This window comes from Sorangiineae bacterium MSr11367, from assembly GCA_037157805.1.
Lineage (GTDB): Bacteria > Myxococcota_A > Polyangia > Polyangiales > Polyangiaceae > Pendulispora > Pendulispora rubella.
This window is the reverse complement of record CP089983.1, coordinates 6,955,997-6,972,973: the sequence shown is the minus strand read 5'-3', so window position 1 is coordinate 6,972,973 and position 16,977 is coordinate 6,955,997. Positions and strand designations below refer to the sequence as shown.

The 16,977-nt window shown below is 63.2% G+C and carries 11 protein-coding genes; 8 read left to right on the top strand and 3 right to left on the bottom strand.

Features of this window, described 5'->3' with window-relative positions; translation table 11 throughout:
• Positions 1 to 47: 47 nt before the first annotated feature.
• Both LVJ94_26805 and LVJ94_26800 read left to right on the top strand, forming a co-directional pair.
• The gene (locus LVJ94_26805) at positions 48 to 1,238 is read left to right on the top strand and encodes a hypothetical protein (GenBank protein ID WXB00520.1); all 1,191 of its coding nucleotides are present in this window, start codon (positions 48 to 50) and stop codon (positions 1,236 to 1,238) included.
• 202 nt (positions 1,239 to 1,440) lie between these two features.
• Positions 1,441 to 1,887 (top strand): hypothetical protein, encoded by a 447-nt coding sequence (locus tag LVJ94_26800; protein WXB00519.1) that lies wholly within the window; start codon positions 1,441 to 1,443, stop codon positions 1,885 to 1,887.
• Positions 1,888 to 1,897: 10 nt separating this feature from the next.
• Here the strand turns inward: LVJ94_26800 and LVJ94_26795 are convergent, their stop codons facing one another.
• The gene (locus LVJ94_26795) at positions 1,898 to 2,728 is read right to left on the bottom strand and encodes a TetR/AcrR family transcriptional regulator (protein ID WXB00518.1); all 831 of its coding nucleotides are present in this window, start codon (positions 2,726 to 2,728) and stop codon (positions 1,898 to 1,900) included.
• A gap of 49 nt (positions 2,729 to 2,777) precedes the next feature.
• Here LVJ94_26795 and LVJ94_26790 point away from each other — a divergent pair, with 49 nt between their 5' ends.
• The 4 genes from LVJ94_26790 (at position 2,778) to LVJ94_26775 (ending at position 8,755) form a co-directional block, all read left to right on the top strand.
• Positions 2,778 to 5,045 (top strand): DUF6351 family protein, encoded by a 2,268-nt coding sequence (locus LVJ94_26790; GenBank protein ID WXB00517.1) that lies wholly within the window; start codon positions 2,778 to 2,780, stop codon positions 5,043 to 5,045.
• 3 nt (positions 5,046 to 5,048) lie between these two features.
• The gene (locus LVJ94_26785; GenBank protein WXB00516.1) at positions 5,049 to 6,119 is read left to right on the top strand and encodes a pectinacetylesterase family protein; all 1,071 of its coding nucleotides are present in this window, start codon (positions 5,049 to 5,051) and stop codon (positions 6,117 to 6,119) included.
• A gap of 82 nt (positions 6,120 to 6,201) precedes the next feature.
• Positions 6,202 to 7,770: an alkaline phosphatase family protein gene (locus tag LVJ94_26780; GenBank protein ID WXB00515.1), complete on the top strand. Its 1,569-nt coding sequence runs from the start codon at positions 6,202 to 6,204 to the stop codon at positions 7,768 to 7,770.
• 73 nt (positions 7,771 to 7,843) lie between these two features.
• On the top strand, positions 7,844 to 8,755 hold the full coding sequence (locus LVJ94_26775) for a 2-hydroxyacid dehydrogenase (GenBank protein WXB00514.1): 912 nt from the start codon (positions 7,844 to 7,846) through the stop codon (positions 8,753 to 8,755).
• On the opposite strand, the gene LVJ94_26770 is transcribed toward LVJ94_26775, so the two are convergent.
• Entirely contained in the window at positions 8,736 to 10,250 is a 1,515-nt protein-coding gene (locus tag LVJ94_26770) for a hypothetical protein (GenBank protein ID WXB00513.1), read from the bottom strand. The genes LVJ94_26775 and LVJ94_26770 overlap by 20 nt on opposite strands.
• 384 nt (positions 10,251 to 10,634) lie before the next feature.
• On the opposite strand from LVJ94_26770, the gene LVJ94_26765 reads away from it, so the two are divergent.
• Both LVJ94_26765 and LVJ94_26760 read left to right on the top strand, forming a co-directional pair.
• Positions 10,635 to 11,603, top strand: coding sequence for a hypothetical protein (locus LVJ94_26765; protein ID WXB00512.1), 969 nt, complete (start codon positions 10,635 to 10,637; stop codon positions 11,601 to 11,603).
• Between the two features lie 412 nt (positions 11,604 to 12,015).
• Positions 12,016 to 15,957: a protein kinase gene (locus LVJ94_26760; GenBank protein WXB00511.1), complete on the top strand. Its 3,942-nt coding sequence runs from the start codon at positions 12,016 to 12,018 to the stop codon at positions 15,955 to 15,957.
• Positions 15,958 to 15,964: 7 nt separating this feature from the next.
• Here the strand turns inward: LVJ94_26760 and LVJ94_26755 are convergent, their stop codons facing one another.
• Positions 15,965 to 16,885, bottom strand: a complete 921-nt coding sequence (locus tag LVJ94_26755) for a phosphotransferase (GenBank protein WXB00510.1) — start codon at positions 16,883 to 16,885, stop codon at positions 15,965 to 15,967.
• Between the last annotated feature and the right edge of the window lie 92 nt (positions 16,886 to 16,977).

Genomic DNA, 16,977 nt, shown 5'->3' with positions numbered 1-16,977 from the left:
TTCAAATGCGAACGATTCGCAATTTCACAAAGAGCCGGCGTTTGTCAATGGGATGGATCGCGATCGCTACGGGCGCGATTTGCGCGTCGTGCTCGAGCAGCGGCGATGCGGACGGCACCGCGGGCCACGATCCCAGCAAGCCGACGTACGCGCTCATGAGTTTCGTCTTCGCCGACCAGGGAACCTCGACCTACGTCAACCTGTTCGATTCACTGGACATTACGTCGGTCGATTTCGCGAAAGCGCGCGAGTTCTCCGGCGTCGCGGGGACGGCGGCCATTGGTGGCCGGCTGTTCGTGTCGGACGGCGATTCGCCGGTCGTGACCCGCTTCGACGTGGGCAACCGCGGCTCCTGGAAGGAAGAGGGGCGCGTCAGCTTTGCCAACTACGCGCCGCGCGCTCCACTCTTCTCCAACGCGCTCGCGGCTCCGACCCGTGCGTACATGGCTTACAACACGGTCGATCGCGCGGTGTGGGATCCGCTCACGATGCAGATCACCTCCCAGCAGCCGCACGACGCCCAGCTGCCCCTCGTGCGTGACGGCTTCAAGGTCGACGCCGCCTCGGCCCGCGGCATCGTCGTGCGTGACCAGCGCGTGTTCTGGCCAGTGTTTTGGCCCAACGACGACTACACGTCGTTCTCGAAGACATCGCTGATCCCCGTCTACGACGCCGACACCAATGCCACCCGCGCATTGCTCGAGACCGAATGTCCGGGCCTCGACTTCGCGACCCAGGACGAAGTGGGGAACATCTACTTCTCCAGCTGGATCTTCAGCGTGCCCGGGCCGCACTATCATACCGGTGCGCCCAAGAACTGCGCGGTGCGCATCAAGAAAGGTGAAGAGCGGATCGATCCCGACTTCTCCCTTCGCTTCTCCGATCTCACGGATGGCCGCGAAGCGGCGGCATTCAGCTACATCGCCAACGGCAAGGGCTTCATGGCCGTGTTCCATCACGAGCTCGTGCCCGCGGGCGTGAGCCAGAAGGAGGCGGTGGAGGGCAATTATTGGCGCTTCTGGAGCGTCGATCTGACGAACAAGACGGCCGCGCCCATCGAGGAGATTGGCCTTTTCGGCGGCGGCTACGGCACCTTCAAGCTCGATGGCCGCACCTTCGTCCTGCTCGTCAGCAAGGGCTACGCATCCACGACCGCGTATGAAGTTTTGCCTGACGGAAAGATGGTCAAGCGCTTCGAGTCACGCGGTTGGGGCCACGACCTCGTCAAGGTGAAGTGAGCGCACTCCGACAGGTCGTCCAAGATGCGAAAGATTCGCATGTTCTTGGAGAGCCTCTCGGCGGTGCCGACGCCTTCGGCCACGCGATACGATAATTCAATATTCCCCCGTGACGTGAATCGCGCCAGCCCGACGTGCGGCGCGCCTGAGCTCGTTTCGATCGGGTCGACGGCGCGGTTCGACGTGGTATCGCTCGAGGGCGATGAAGACGATGGCCTACACGATGGTCGGACGAACGAGCGTGAACGTTTACGCTGCCGATTCTCCGGACGACGCCGAGTGGGACACGTATTTGAGGTACCGAACGAAACACATGGGCGACATCGAGCGCGTGCTCATTCACACGCGCGGTGGCTCCGCGAGCATGGAGCAGCGTGAACGCTTGATCCGAATCCCTCCGCGGGCACTTCATGTCCCTGGTGCCGTTATCACATCGTCGGGGTACGTCCGGGCGATGTACCGCGTGAATCAGTACGCCCTTTGGAAAGTTTTCTCGGAAACGGAATGGGCCGAAGCCTTCCGCCACCTGGGGCTTCGCGACGACGAGCGCCCCGCGGTGTTCTCGGCCATGGAGAGACTGTCCGCGTCCCTCAATCTTCCGTGCCCCCCGTTTCCCAACGACATACCGAACGTGCACAAGCGCCCATAGCGCTCGCGGGCTACCGCGCCTTGTCCTTGCCGGGCTTCGAGGTGCCATAGCCGGACAGCGAACCCACGATCAGCTTGATGATCACGTCGACGACCTTTTCGAGCGGCTCCGAAAATCGGCTCCGAACCCATCGCAAGGCTACGTGGTGGATGGCGCCGACGTAGCCCGTGGCCAAGAAGTCTCGGTCGGCGGCGACTTTCGACTTCGACGGGAACTCATCGGCGATGGTCTTCTCGATGAGTTCACCCATGACGGCGAGAAACCGCTCCACCTGGGACGTCGTCGGGGCGGCGGTAAAGGCTTCGATGAGCATCACTCGGGCAACGTACGGCTTCCGATGGATACCTTTTAGGTATGCCGTCACGCCGCCGCGCAAACGTTCTTCGAGCCGGGGTGGTGCGGCCGAAATGGCACCGGCGATGTTGGCTTGCCATTCCTCGCCCAGCTCGCGGACGATCTGTTCGAAGAAGTCATCGATTCCGGTGAAGGACTCGTAGAAATAGCGCTGCGTCAGGCCCGATTCCGCGGCAATGCTCCGCGTGGTCGTGGCGGCGAAGCCATCTCGCCCAAAACAGACGAGCCCCGCCGCGATCAGCCGCACACGGCGCTCGCCGCGACGTTGATCGCCGCTCCTACCACCGTAGACACGTTGTGCTTCCGTTGCGTTCGAACCTGCCGCCAAGCGAGTCACCGCCTTATTTGACCTCATCTGCTTCCAGATACAAGGCACACATGTGGGCCTTGCCACATTTCGATGCCCAGCCGTGGCTTCGAATTTGACATCGTTTGCTTCCTCATTGAAAGTGGCATCAGACGATGTCACATTGAGGAGCGTGCCCATGCGAGAGGCCCGAGAGACTCGAACGGTTCTGCGCGCAGGCGTTGTCGCCATGTTGTTTTGGGCCTGCGGGGGCGGGGACGGCGCCCCGGGCACGTCCGCGGGGTCTCCCGATCGGGGGCCTTCGGCGGGAGGTTCGCCGTCCGAGGGCAAGCCCAGTGTCGACATCCAGGTGCTTTCCAATCGCCCCGATCTCGTCAGCGCCGACGATGCGTTGATCGAAATCATTTTGCCCGAGCAGGGCGACGTCGCGGCCCTTCGCGTCGACGTCGACGGGAAGGACGTGACGTCCGCATTCGCCCGCCGCGCGAATGGGCGCGTCATGGGGCTTCTTACCCATCTCGCACTCGGGCCCAATCGGCTTTCGGCGAGCTTGGCCAGCGGCGTCCCACGGCGTGTCGAGATCGTGAACCATCCCAATGGCGGCCCCGTTTTCTCCGGGCCCCAGGTGCAACATTGGGTGTGCCAGGCGTCGGCGACGGACGAGGCGTGCAATCAGCCCGTCGCGTACCGCTTCTTCTACCGATCCACCGACCCGAACAAGGACTGGCAGGCGTACGACGTGGAACATCCGCCGTCGGACATCGCCATGACCACCACCGACGCCGGTGTGACCGTCCCGTTCATCGTGCGCGTCGAGACGGGATATCAGGATCGCGACCAATACGAGATTGGGGTGCTGTTCCAACCCGGATCTCCTTGGGAAGCCTGGGCGCCGCAAACGCAGTGGAACCGCAAGTTGCTCATCACCCATGGCGGAAGCTGTGGTGTCAGCTATGGCGCCGGGGACGCGCCGAGCATCTTTTACGACGGCTCTGCGGGCAACATCACGGGGCTTCCTGCCATCGACAACAAAATAGCCAACAGCCCAACGGTTGCCCTGGGGCGAGGCTTCGCCGTCATGTCGACGGCGCTCGACAACAATGGCCACAACTGCAACCTGCTGACGCAGGCCGAGTCGTTGGTCATGGCCAAAGAGCACCTCATCGAAACGTACGGCGAGCTCCGATACACCATCGGCACCGGATGCTCCGGCGGTTCCCTGTCGCAACAGTGGATCGCGAACGCCTACCCTGGCATCTACCAAGGCATCTTGCCGCAATGCTCCTTCCCCGATACGTGGACGACCACCACGCAGGTCGGGGACTACCACTTGCTTCGTGCCTATTTCGAGAATCCGTTCAAGTGGAAATTCGGGGTCCTCTGGACGCCGCTCCAATTCGGCTTCGTGACGGGGCATCCGAACTACCTCAACGTGATTCTCTCCGACACCTCCTTCTTCTCGGCGGCCGTGGCGACCTACGCGTGTTCTGGAACGACGGCCCAGGATCGCTACGATCCGGTGACCAACCCGGGCGGCGTTCGCTGTGGGATGGCCGATCTCGCGATCAATCTCTTCGGACCGCGTTCACCCGACGTCTGGACGGCGAGCGAACGCGCCGCGGGGCGCGGCTTTGCAGGCCTGGCCATGGACAACACCGGCGTTCCGTACGGCCTGTCCGCGCTCCAAAGCTGGATGATTACGCCGGACCAGTTCATCGATCTCAACGCCAAAATCGGCGGAATCGACATCGACGGCAACGTGACCGCGCAGAGAACCGTGGCCGACCCGAGCGCGCTCGCCAACGCCTATCGCAGCGGGGCCATCAACGAAGCCAACAACATGGGGCAGGTCGCCATCATCGACCTGCGCGGGCCGGATCACGGTTTGGCGCACGACACCTACCGCAGCTGGGCGCTCCGCGCACGGCTCGACCGGGCGCAGGGACATCACAAGAATCACGTCCTATGGTTTGGTCAGTTTCCCGTCTTCGGCGGCCTCAATTATCCTCGTGAAGGGCTCTTTGCCATGGACCGCTGGCTCTCGGCGGTCGAAGCCGACGCGCGGGACGTGCCACTTTCGCAAAAGATCCTCGAGGACAGGCCGGCGGACGTCGTCGACTATTGCCCATTGGTTCCTGGCGTCCAAAATGTGGACGGCGACTGCAAGGTCACCGGATCGGGATCCGTCTTCGGCACGCCCCGTACGATCGCCGGTGACGCGATCAGCACGGACATCACCAAGTGTCAGTTGAAGCCGCTGAACCGAGACGACGATTATGGCCCGGGATTCTCGGACGCCCAGTGGGCCGAGCTGCAGGCTATTTTCCCCGATGGCGTATGCGATTACCGCAAACCCGGTGTCTCGCAGAGCGGGGCCACTCCGTGGCTGGTGTACCAAGACGCGGTAGGTCACGCCGTATACGGCGGCCAGCCGATGCCACCGCGCCAACTGGCCGCGGGATGGGCCAATGCCGCATTCTCCAAGGTGGTACCCTGAGCCATGGCGACGCTTACGGGCATGGCTTCATGGGGCGCGGCCGTCGGTCTCGCGCTGTTCGTGTCGTCGAATTCCGCATGCAGCTCGTCGTCGGGCAGTGGTGCGGGCAACGATGGAGATGCAGGGACCGCTCCGTCTCCGGTGCCTGCGAATACATGGACCTGGGTGGACATTCCGGGCATGAAATGCGGCAACGGAGCGCCCACGGGGATTGGCGTTTACGTGGCCCCTGAATCGCCGGAGGTCATCTTCTACATGGCGGGGGGGGGAGGGTGCTGGGACGGCAATACTTGTTACGGTCTCAAGGCCGCGACCTACATGGAGTCGGGTTTCACGAAGGACGAGTTCGAGTCCGACCCACAGGCACGGATCGTCCAAACCGTGCCCGGAGGGAACACGCCACTTCGCGGCCGGAGCATGGTCTACGTGCCCTATTGCACGGGCGACGATCACGCGGGAAACAACGTCATTCAATACGATTACAGCGGGTCGAGCCGGACCGCGCATCACGTCGGGTACGAAAATGTCGGAAAGGCGCTCGAGTACGTGGCCTCCACCTGGCCCGGAATGAAGCGATTGATCGTGGCCGGCGTCAGCGCGGGGGGCTTTGGTACGGTATTCAACTTCGACCGCGCGCAGCGGAGATTTCCCGGTGTGCGCGTCGATGGGCTCGACGATTCGGGGCCGATGATCCAGCCGGCATCCGGGATCTGGGAGACGGTGAAAGCCCATTGGGGCCTGCAGCTCCCTCCCGACTGCGCCGCGTGCGACGAAATTCCTGGCTATTTCGATTTCCTGTCCGCGAAATATTCCAAGGGACCGAACCGATTCGCGCTCGTCTCGTACACGTTCGACAGCGTGATTTCCGGCTACATGAATTTGCCCGCCGCGACGTTCAACGCGCAGCTCGAGGAGCTGGGCTCGAAGATCGCCTCGTCGTGGCCAGCTGCTCGCTATTATTACATTCCGGGCACGCAGCATGTCGCGTTGGTCTACGATTCCTCGCCCGAGTTCTATGCTTGGCTGACGGCCATGCTCGACGATGATCCGAAATGGGCCAATCATCCGAATTGAGTCGCTACTCAAATGTCACCAAGTAGTGCAACGGCTGTCACGACGAAACGTGATATGCGCTTTCACGAAAAGGAAGGGTGAGATGCGCCGAATTCATACGACCGTCATGTTGGGGGTGTCGTCGCTCGTTGCAGCGAGCGTCTATCTACAGGGCTGCCGAAGCGACGCCGGGTCGCCAGGAAATGCGAATACCGAAGAACCCCATGCGCGCGGCGAGACGCTTGCCGCGCAAACGTCGGGCAATTTGATCGTCAACGGCGATGCGGAATTCGGTGAATCGACGGCCAGCGGTTACGACGGGGTGACCATTCCAGGGTGGGAGACCGCCGGCGTGCCGACCATCATCGGCTATGCCAATACGACGGGTTTCCCCACCGCATCCACACCAGGACCCGAGGGGCGCGGTGCCAACTTCTTTGCCGGCGGGCCGGTGGGGAACTCCTCGCTCCAGCAGTTCATCGATGTTAGTAGCGCGGCGGTAGACATCGACCGCGGCAACGTCACCTTCGACCTCTCGGGATGGCTCGGGGGGTACGCATACGAACGAGCGGCGGCGAAGCTCACCGTGAAGTTCCAGGGCATCGCGAACGATGCGCTCGGCGCCGCGAGCATCGGTCCCGTCACGGTGGTCGACCGATGGGCCTCCACCTCGTTCCAGCGTCGCGCGGCCCAAGGAACCGTTCCCGCGGGCACGCGCCGCATCCGCGTCCAACTCGATCTCGAAGGCGATCCGGTGCGCAACCTCCTCGTCCAGACGAACGACGCCTACGCGGACAATCTATCGTTGACCCTGTCCTTGCCTCTGCCTGCGGCTTCCGCGCCGGAACCCGCCCAAAGCACGGCCCCCATGCTGGATCACGTGTTCTTCGTCATCATGGAGAACGAGGGATTCGGCGCGGTCATCGACAATGCGGCGGCACCGTATCTGAACGAGCTCGCCGCCAACAACGTCGTCCTCGCGAATTCTTACGCACTCGTGCACCCGAGCAATCCGAATTACATCGCCGTTGCGGGCGGCAGCGCATTCGGACGGACCGACAATCCGCCGCTCACCCTCAGCATCGACGCGCCCCACATCGGCAACCGCGTCGAGGAGGTGGGCCGCACGTGGCGGGCGTACGTCGAAGGCGCGAATGGCCCGTGTGACGGAGTCTCTCACGATACGCCCACGGGGAAATACTATCCGGACAACGTCCCGTTCTGGTTCTTCGCCGACATGAAGAGCCCCGAGCGCTGCGCAGCCCGCCTTCATCCGATCGAACAGCTATGGGCCGACCTCGGCAGCGATACGACGACGCCTTCGTTCGTATGGTTCGAGCCGAACGGCTGCAACATGATGCACGACTGCAGCGTCGCGACGGGGGATGCCTGGATGAGGACGAACCTCCCGAAGATTTTCGCCTCGGAGGCATGGACGAAGCGAAAATCGTTGCTCGTCATCACCTGGGATGAAGATCACTACTTCGATGGGCAACACATCCCCACGATCATTGCGGGCTCACCCGGGCTTCTCCGTTCGGGCTTCGTGTCGAATCTCCGCTATGACCACTACAGCATTGCGCGAACCATGGAAGAGGTCTTGGGGCTTCGTCCTCTGACCAAAAACGACCAGTACGCAAAGCCGCTCAACGACATCTGGCAGCGGCCGTAGCTTCGGTCTCCCCCAGCCCCGTGTAGCCTGCTACCTTCGTGGATGGAACGACGAATCGATCCACGGAGAAACCATGCCTGCACGCGTTCTCATGCCCTGGGCCGATATCGATCTTCCCGAGGGGATGTATGCCCGGATCTACGATGGCAATGGCCCGCCGCCGGAGGACGTGGACGAGATCGAATTCTACGTTCTTCCGTACGATCGCGGCCCGGTTCCCGCCAGCTTGCTTGCGCGAATGCCTGCCCTGAAGGTGGTCCAGTCGTTGTCGGCGGGGGTCGAGTCGTTGCTGCGGCGGGTGCCGCGTGGGGTGCAACTGGCCAATGGTCATGGCTTGCACGACCTGAGCGTTGCGGAGCATGCCCTCGCCCTGATTCACGCGTCGCAGCGGGAATTGCCGCGCTGGTTCGCGCAGCAAGCCACCGGATCGTGGGCGAGGGAGCACACGCGCTCTCTCGCCGACAGCCGCGTTCTCCTGATTGGATATGGGGCGATTGGCAAGGCCATCGAACGCCAGCTCGTTGCCGCCGAAGCCTTGGTGACGCGCGTCGCGCGTACGGCGCGCCCCGTGGAAGACGTGCGCGGTATCGAGGAGTTGCCCGCGCTGCTGCCCCACGCGGACATCGTGGTGCTGATTGTGCCCGACACCCCGGGCACGCGTGGCTTGCTCGGTGCTGCGCAATTGGCGGCTTTGCCGGACGATGCGCTGATCGTCAATGTGGGTCGCGGCACGGCCATCGATACGGCTGCACTGCTCGCGGAAACGGCCTCGGGACGGCTGCGCGCGGCGCTCGATGTGCTCGATCCGGAGCCACTTCCCGGGGACCACCCGTTGTGGAGGGTCCCGGGCGTGATCATTACGCCGCATGTGGCCGGCGGATCGGCGTCGTTCTATCCGCGCGCGAAACGGTTCGTCGCCGAGCAACTTCGCCGTTTCGCAGCAGACGCTCCCTTGCTCAACGTCGTTACCACGGTTTCGGGATGACCGTTCGCTCCCGCCAGTTGCCGAGGGGAACGGTGGCCCAGAACCCGGCCGCGTGACGCTCGGCATCAGGCGTGTGCGTGATCGGGCCGTCCCAATTCCCGGCGACCAACAGCCGCGTATCATCGAGCCATGACAAGGTCGTCACACCGTCCGCGCGCGGGCTCCCGAATCGAAGGCGATCGCGTTCGTTAAGCTGATCGTCGAGGGCGATCAGCGTCACGTCGGGGAACGTGACGACACTGCCGCTGTCGACTTGAATCGCGCCGGTCCGTAGTGCGAGAACGAAACCGCCGCGGGGATCCGCAATGGCGGCATCGGGCGAGTCCTCTCCTTCGACGTCGAGTACACGTTCGCGCAGGACGGCGCCCGTGGTCGCATCGAGCGACGCGATCCAAACGTCCGCCTCGAGGGTGTCGCCGGGGCGCTCGGTCCGATGGTACGTCTCGCCGATGACATGAATCGCACTGCGCGTCGTTGCCATCACCGACGGGGCACGCACGGTATCCGACGTCAGAACCGTCCGCCAAAGCACGGTTCCCTTACCGTCGAGATGGACGACCACCTGACGACTCGCTCGCGGCTCCTGAGGCGGCAGGCCCATCGAGGCGAGCACCGCGGTCCAGGGCCAACCATCCTGGATGTTCAGAACGGCGGTGGTCGCACCATCGGCCTGTACATCGAACGTGGTCGCCATCGGGACGAACCCCACACCCTCTGGCGTGCCCTCGAGCGTTGAAAAATCAGCGAGGGTCGACTCGGCCAACCGAGTACCGTCCGCCGCGAGTTTGAGCCATCGTGTGAACCCGCAATTCGAGGTGATGACCACGTCCTCCCCGGTTGCGAGGTGCCAAGCGCGCACGTAGGCTGTGGGCCCGAAGCCCCTCAGCACGAACAGCGGGTCCTTCGAGGCGCACCGGGCACGGTAGGCGTCTTCTATCGGCTGCCCGCCCTCGAACGCGTCGGCCAAGAGGAAAGGCAGGGGTCGTACGGCCCCCGCGTCCGAAGACGGCGTGGGCGATAGATTGAGGAGGTGCGGGCGCGGCCGCTCCGCCGGGCTGACGCGTGGCGACGGAGCATCCATGAACCAATCCTGGGCGCCACCGACCATGGCGATGGGCGACAATCGCGCGCCGGGGAGAGCAGGGAAGTCCCCATCCCGGGCGATGCGACCGTCAGGCTCTGCGTCGACCCAAGAATAGGATGGCGCGGCCCGAGAGTCCGCGATGGGCGTCTTCGCGACGAGGAGGTGAATGCGTCCGTCCTCCGCGCGTGCGGCCGACATGTTGGACCACTGCGCCAGGTCTGCGCGCACGTACACGGGAATATCCGATGCGGACGTGGAACCGTCGGAGGACGCATCTTCGAGTTGCGGCGGGCCGGCATCGGTGGATGCGTCACCGGCATTCGTATTTGCATTGGGCGTGCTGCTGCAGGCCACTGACAGCGCGACTGGAAAAATGGATGAAATGGCCTTTGTGAATCTCGAAATGGTCATTCAAAGCTCTGTATACATGATTTGGTATTGGAAATGAGCGTCGTGTCGCTGAGCAGAATTTGCTCAACGAGAGCATCCTCTGCGCACTCCGTATGCCACTATCTTAATTCGATATACGCGCGCGCCGTGCACATGCCTTTCGCTTATTGGCCGGTTCGCAGGACTCCGCGTCGCGGGGCCGTACCCCCCCGACGCCCATCACGCCAAGGTCGCACGGGAGGTGTAAAATTCGAGCAACCGGGTCCCTGGTGCGGGCGAAGATCTCACGCGGAACGTCACGTTTGGCGTCGCGAGAGAGGACTTCGATAAATGCAACGGGCCAATAGCGGTATCAAAGAGACATCTCGCAGCGTAAGCCGGCGTACGGCGCGTGTCGTGCGGCGAATGGCGCCGGTATTCGCCGTGCTCGTCCTCGGCTCCTCCGCGTGCGCCTCGTCGACGCAAACGGCTCATTCCGAGGAAGATGCAAAAAGCGTGGGGCGGGACGAGCCCGAGATCGCGTACCGCGCACGCATCGTCATCGGCGCGCGCTCGGAGAAAACCGAGCAAACGGAGAAATGGGCGGACATCTTCGTTCTTGGGGGAGGCGAGCCGCAGAGGCAAGGGTGCGAGGCGCTCGTAAAGGACGAATTGCAACGACTGACCAAGTCGGGGGCCCGAACCTCCACGGAACGCGTTTGCGCATTGATGGCTCTTCCGAAAGTGCCGGCCGTGAACACGGGGCCGTCATTCGTCGAACGCGTTCTCCTTCGCAACGAGAACCGCGATCATGAAAATTGGTTGATCGATCGACGGGCCCTCACCGAAATGGATTTGGTTATCGCGGGTGGCGCAGGTGGCGCCGGTGACAATGCGCCACCGGAAGAATCGACCTCGACGGAAAGCGTTGCGGAAGTCATCACGTACACGCGCTTCGTCTCGGCATCCACGTGCACCGACGCCATGCATCGATTGATCCAAAAGAAAAAGGAGCGGTCGTACGAGGAGTCTTTGGCGGCGGAGGATTTCTTCAAGAACAAGGTTCGCGAGTTCGAGTCCGAGCAAGAAAGGGCCAACCAAGAGCAAGTCTCGCTCCGCAACAAGTGCGCGCAGCTGCGTACGGCATCGCGGTGGGATTGTCGAAGTACGGTGGTGAGTCCGGTCCAACGCGGCGCGCGGGTCGTGGTCGTACGTACCACCGAGTGCCCGAACCCGCAGGAACGTGCCGCGGAACTCGAATCGTGCGAGAAATCATTGCAGGCCGCGGAGGCCAAATGGCGATCCGCCCAACGCACCGCCTCGTTTTTTCGAGACCGCGAGCACCGGCGCCAGCCTCGCGCGGAATCGATCGATCCTGTCTGCAAAGAACAATGAAACCCACGGGGTGGCCGTTGGCGCCGCAAAGGCGCCTTTAATCCAACCCGCACATGAACGTAGTCCCACACCTCGGGACAGATTCGCTTCCGTAGATGACAACGGATGTCGACATCTCGCTGCGGTAGCATTCGACCACCTCGTCGATTCAATGTACGTTGAGTGTCGTGGGCATGGACGAATGGGTGTCGCCGAGCGCAGGCATCGTGCATGCGCCGTGGCATCCTACGTGCGGCGGAGGAGGATGAGGGCGAGGACGAAAAAGAACCTAGATAGGCCCGCCGCGCCGGAAAGCGCCGTTGGGACGCTGACGGACGGTGCTCGTAGGATGCCGGACCGGCAGAGTGGCGACACGCCCACCCCAACGAAAGCCGTTGGCACCGCCTTGAAGCCCGGAAGAAGGCTCGGCGGAATGACCCAAACCCGATTCGAGTTGATTGAGCCTTTGGGGACCGGCGGTATGGGCGTCGTGTTTCTCGCGCAGGACACCGTTCTCGATCGAAAGGTGGCCATCAAGTTTCTTACGCGCAAAGATCTGAACACGGCGCAGGCCTTGGAGCGCGTTCAGCACGAGGCGCAGGCGTGCGCGCGTTTGAACCACGAAAACATCGTGCGCATGTTCGACATCGGGCAAGACGGCGGGCACCCCTTTCTCGTGATGGAGCACCTCGAGGGGCATCCGCTCGACGCCATCATGGCCCGCGCGCGCGCGACGAATGAAGCGGTCATCGACGTCCGGCGGGCCGTCCGACTCATGATCGACATCGCCAAGGGATTATCGCATGCACACCGCGCTGGAATCGTGCACCGCGATTTGAAGCCGAGCAACGTCTTCATCACCAGGGACGGAACGGCCAAGATTCTCGACTTTGGTGTCGCCCAACTGACCGCGGGCAACGACGTCGCTGGCAAACATTTCCTCGGGACACCCCAGTACATGTCGCCCGAACAATGGAGTGGCCAGGTTCAAGATGGCCGGACGGACATCTGGGCTGCGGGGGTGATGTTCTTCGAATTGCTCACGGGATTTTCGCCCTTCGTGGGGAAGCACATTGCCGAACTGCGCAATGCCGTACTCTCGTCCGCCCCTTCGCCGTCGCTGCGGGGGGCGCGGCCCGAGCTGCCCGAGGAAGCGGAACGCATCGTAAAGAGCGCTCTCGAGAAAGAGAAGGACGCGCGATTCGGCAGCGCAGACGATTTGCTGGACGCGTTCGTGGCCTTGGAAGTGCTGCTCGTCCATGCCCTGCGCGGACAATCCACCGGCACGGACGCAGAGGGGACGTCGGACCCGAGCTTTCCGCGGCAACGAATGCCGGGTCTCATGGCGAATGCCGAGTGGCGCCAGATTACCGCCATGGCTTGCTCCCTTTCGTACACGACATCGACGGAGGCCCTCGACGACTCGGTGGGCGAATTTTTCGAGGCATGCGCCACGATTGTGCGCCAATTGGAGGGCACGATTTTATCCTCCTTGGGCCGACAGGTCGTCGCGTGCTTTGGCTATCCTCGAGCCCACGAAGACAGCGCTCAGCGCGCATTGCGTGCGTCGTCTCTGATTGTCGATGCATTTCGGCCCAATGACGACAAGCGTTCCCGTGGCGCCCGCGTCGGGATCGCGACAGGTCCTTGCATTCCGCTCGCCGTGGATCCGGAAACCGCGCCCCTGAGGATACAGGGCGAGGCGCTGGACGCCGCTCAATCGCTCGAACGCCGCGCCCAGCCGAACGAGATTCTCACGGATCGGGCAACCCAGATGCTCGTGCAGGGCGCCTTCGAGCTCGCGCCGCTCGAGGATGTGGCCGTCGAGGGGGGAACGGCGCCACAACATTCGTATCGATTGTTGCGGCGGAAAGAGAATCGGATTCGCTTCAACCCGATTGCAGCGGGCAACGTCACGCCGCTGGTGGGGCGCACGTTCGAGCTCGATGAACTGGGCCGCCTTTGGCGCTTGGCCAGCGGCGGCAAAGGCCAATGCGCGTTCGTCGTCGGCGAGGCGGGAATCGGGAAGTCGCGTCTTCTCGAACAGCATCTCGAAGGTTTGGCGACGGAGAGGCACAGACTGGTGCGGTGCCAATGCTGGCCGCACTCCCAGAGCAGTGCATTGCAGCCCATCCTCGAAGGCCTGGAGCACTCGATGGGATTGGATCCGGATGCCTCTCCGCTCCAAAAAGCGGCCCTCCTGGGGCTTCCCACGCAAGATGCGGCCGCTCCGCCGATGTCGCGAAGTGCGAATTTGCTGAAGCACCAGATGCTCGGAGCCCTCATCGGCTTGTTCCAGAGGCTGGCCGAGCAGGAGCCCTTGCTGCTCGTCGTCGAAGATGCGCACTGGGCAGACTCCATTACGCTCGAATTGCTGGAGCGCTGGCTACCGAGTCTCGCCGCGGTGCCGGCCATGGTGCTCGTGACCGCGCGCCCCGAGTTTCAGCCGCTCTGGGCGCGTTCCTCGCTCTTGCATCACCTCGCTCCACGCCGGCTTTCGCCGAGTGAGAGCGCCGCGATGGTCGGCTTTGCCGGTCGCGGGAGCCATCTGCCCGCCGCGATCGTGGAGCAAGTCGTACAGCGCGCCGACGGCGTCCCGCTCTTCATCGAGGAGCTCACGTATAGTGTGGTCGACGCGCTCCAAAAGGGCGGAAATGAACCGTCGTCCTGGGTTGGCGCGGTGCCCGCGACCCTCGAGGCACTCTTGCACGCCCGCCTGGACAGCTTGCCCGAGCCCGGCAGGAAGCTGGCGCGGGTCGGATCGGTGCTGGGGCGCGAAATGAATTACGATCTGCTTCGGGCCATGTGGCCTCTTTCCGAAGAATCACTCCGGATCGGACTTCTCCAGCTCGTGGAGACCGGGGTTTTTCGCCCGATCGGGCCCATCGCGCGCGCGACGTGCAGGTTCAAACACGCCCTGGTGCAAGAAGCCGCATACCAATCCCTCGTCAAACAAGAGCGGCAGGAGCTGCATCAGCGAGCCGCCGAGGTGCTGGTCTCGCAATTTTCCCAGATTGCCGAGCAAAACCCAGAAATCGCGGCCAGGCATTTCGCCGAGGCGAAGCGCCCCGAGGAGGCCTGCGTCTATTTCGAGAAGGCGGCGAAACAGGCTTTGCAAAGGTCGGCAAACATCGACGCGCTCACGCACTATGCGCGTGCGATGGCGCAACTGGATCTGCTGCCATCGAGTTCGATCCGCGACCGACGCGAGCTTTTGCTGAGGGCCCAGCTGGCGGGCGTGTACCTCGCCGAGGATGGACTCGAGTCCATCCGTATTCGGGAGACGCTTTCGCGGATTCGTGAGCTCGCCGAGACGTATGACGGCGACGAACAATCGTTCTGGGCGATGTTGAGCCTTCAACAATTGAACCACGTTCGGGGTGAGCACCGCACCGGTCTCGACTGGGCGGCCCATCTGATGGCCCGTGCGAAGGAGGCCGCGCATCAGGGCATGATCCTCGCCGCGTACATGGCGACGGTTGCGTCGGCACTCTACTACGGCGACCTTACGGGGTGCCGCGACGATGCAGAGGCGGGCATACGGCTCTATGAGGCGCAGGAGCGAGGAGCGATTCGCGTCTACATGGGGGCGGACGTCGGCGCACTTTTGCACGTGTATCTTGGCTATGCATTCTGGCTATTGGGAGAGCCTGACCAAGCGCTGCGCCATTGCCAAGAGGGGGTGCGAATCGCGCGCAAATACGATCATCCGGTCAGTCTCTTGATACGGTTGCTCCTGCTCGCCCTTCAGCACAATGACCGCGGTGAGTTCTCGGAGGCGCGGACTCTCGTGGACGAAGTATTGCACCTGTGCGAGGAGTACGGCCTCCATTTCATCGCGTCCACGGCCCGTGTCGTCCGAGCGTACACGCAAGTCGAGTGCGGTGAGCGCCAGGGGATCGACGACCTCCACGCAGCCCTGTCCCGTCGAGCCACGATGGGCGCGACCATCGGCTTCACGCGCTATCTTCCCGTGCTGGCCCAGGGGCAGCTGCAAATTGGCGCACTCGACGAGGCCATGCTTTCAATCCATCGAGGAATGGAGATCGCGGAACGGACGGGGGAGCACTATTGCGATCCGGAGCTCCTTCGCTTGAAAGGGGAAATACTCCTCGCTATGGCCCCATCGAATGCCGAGCAAGTAGCACATATCTTCGAGCGCGGCCTCGAAATAGCACGCCGTCAGCATGCCAGGAGCTGGGAGCTGCGACTTGCCTGCAGCTACGGTCGCCTGCTGGCCAGCCAAGGGAACCCTTCCAAAGCAAAGGGCCTTCTTGCTCCGATTCTATCGACCTTCACCGAAGGCCACGGCACCCGTGACCTTCGCCTGGCACACGCCCTACTCGCCTCCTGGACGACACCGCCGGAATCGTGAAGCGCCGCTACCAATCTCGTGCGAAGTGCGCGACAGCGCTCCTTACCCATTCCACGATTCGCGGCCAACGTTCGCTCTCCTCGGGTACGAAGAGAAAGTGCTCCAGCGCCGAGAGTACGTGAAATCGGCCGATGTCTGCGATGCTCGCAGCCCGCCCGCCCGCAGCGACGAACGCCTCGAGCGCGGTTTGGGTGAAGGCAATCCCGAAGGACGGGAGGTATTTGAAATCTTCGAGACCGTCTGCGACGGCGGCATCGTCGAAGTCGAATAAGCCGCCGAGGCCTCCGTCTTGCGGCCGCACCGACATGTTGTGGAGTTGAAGATCGCAAAGGCAGAAGGCGAGGTGCTCGGGCAGCATCGCGAACCAGCTGCGAAGGCTCAGAAGCACCTCGTGAAGATCGCGCAAGTCGTGCCGCCGGGTCAAATAGGCGTCGATTTCGGTGACGATCGGCCCGTACTCGCGTCGACCAAATCCCAGCGCGTGCGCATCATCCACGGAAACGGCGTGTTGCAGCTCGCCGAGCGCGCGCCCCAGATCGCGCGCAAGGCGAGCCCCTTCACGGGTGAGAGGCAGGCCCGGCCGATAGCGCGCTCCCGCCGATTCGATGGTGGCGTGGCCGAAGACCAACTGTTCGACGGCCTGGCCGGTGATGCCCGGTACCATGCGCCGCAATTGAAGCCGGCGCGCCTCGTCCTCGACGATCACACCGGGGATGCCAAAGGCTACCCGGTCGCGGAGGCAGGCGAGCAATGCTCCCTCGCGCCGAAGTCGGTCCCATCCGTCGTCGTCATCGGCCGCGAAGGCGATGAGACCCTGGTCGAAGGTGGCGGCCCACCTCCAGGCGCGCCATGCAATTTCGCGGGGGCGCCCCCACGTCGACACGGCAGTTGAGATCTCCTCGCGGCTCCGGTTGGGCATTGCGGCCATGATGGCACGTGCAGGTGCTCGCGGTCCGTGGCGATGGTGGTGCCGTGCAGTAGGTGATTCCGGGGGTGAAATTTGGGGGCGCCGTCGGACGA